This is a genomic window from Rhizobacter sp. P3_B12, from assembly GCF_056402895.1.
Genome location: NZ_JBFUGN010001612.1, coordinates 1 through 754 on the forward strand (window position 1 = coordinate 1; position 754 = coordinate 754).

General features: G+C 64.7%; 2 protein-coding genes. One reads left to right on the forward strand and one right to left on the reverse strand.

Translation table 11 applies throughout. The annotated features are described in order from the left end of the window. Window positions 1-226, reverse strand: a 226-nt coding sequence (locus AC1D01_RS37225) for a hypothetical protein (protein ID WP_477874912.1), incomplete at its 3' end; no start/stop codon positions are given. Between the two features lie 135 nt (window positions 227-361). Between AC1D01_RS37225 and AC1D01_RS37230 the strand changes: the two genes are divergently transcribed. Then, the coding region (locus AC1D01_RS37230) for a hypothetical protein (RefSeq protein WP_477874914.1) at window positions 362-754 on the forward strand (393 nt) is incomplete at its 3' end.

Genomic DNA, 754 nt, shown 5'->3' on the forward strand with positions numbered 1-754 from the left:
CGTGAAACTTCATCGCCTTGCCCGACGACAGGACTGCATAGGCATCGTCGGAGCGCTCATTGACGACGTTCAACACGTTTCCGCGGGTGTTCGCCCGATTGACATGCACCAGGCGATTTCTGGTCCCCGTTTCGACCAACCGTCGCCGCGTTTCGTCGAAGAGCCTGGATATTGCGTCCCTGGCCCCTTGGTCCTCGATGCCTTGCGTTGTTGCCGATGTCGCCATTTGCCGATTCCTCCGAACTCCTGAGTATTCAACCTGAAAGCGGCCCCGGCGGAGTTTAGGTGTCTTCAGACGCGCGAAATGCCGCCAACGCATCGTGCGAGACTCAGCCCGATCAACGAGGGTTCGCCATACCTCATGTTCACCTTCCTCAAGACCACCGCCTGGGCCTACCCCGCGCTCGAGGTCGTGCACATCGTCGGCATCGCGCTGCTGCTGGGCAACCTGATCGCGCTCGAGGTGCGCGTGTTCGGCCGCGCCGCTGCCCTGCCCGTCCCCGCGCCGGCCCGGCTGTCGCTCACGCTGGCACTCGCCGGCTTCTCGCTCGCGGCCGCGAGCGGCTTGCTGATGTTCGCCACGCAGCCTGACGAGTTGCTCGCCAACCGCGCCTTCATCGTCAAGATGGGCCTGCTGGCGCTCGCCGGGATCAACGCTGCCGCGTTCCATCTGCGCGGCTCGCTGCGCAAACTCGACTCGGCGGCGCGGCTACAGATGCTGGTGTCCACTGGCCTCTGGCTTGCCGTGGTGGTC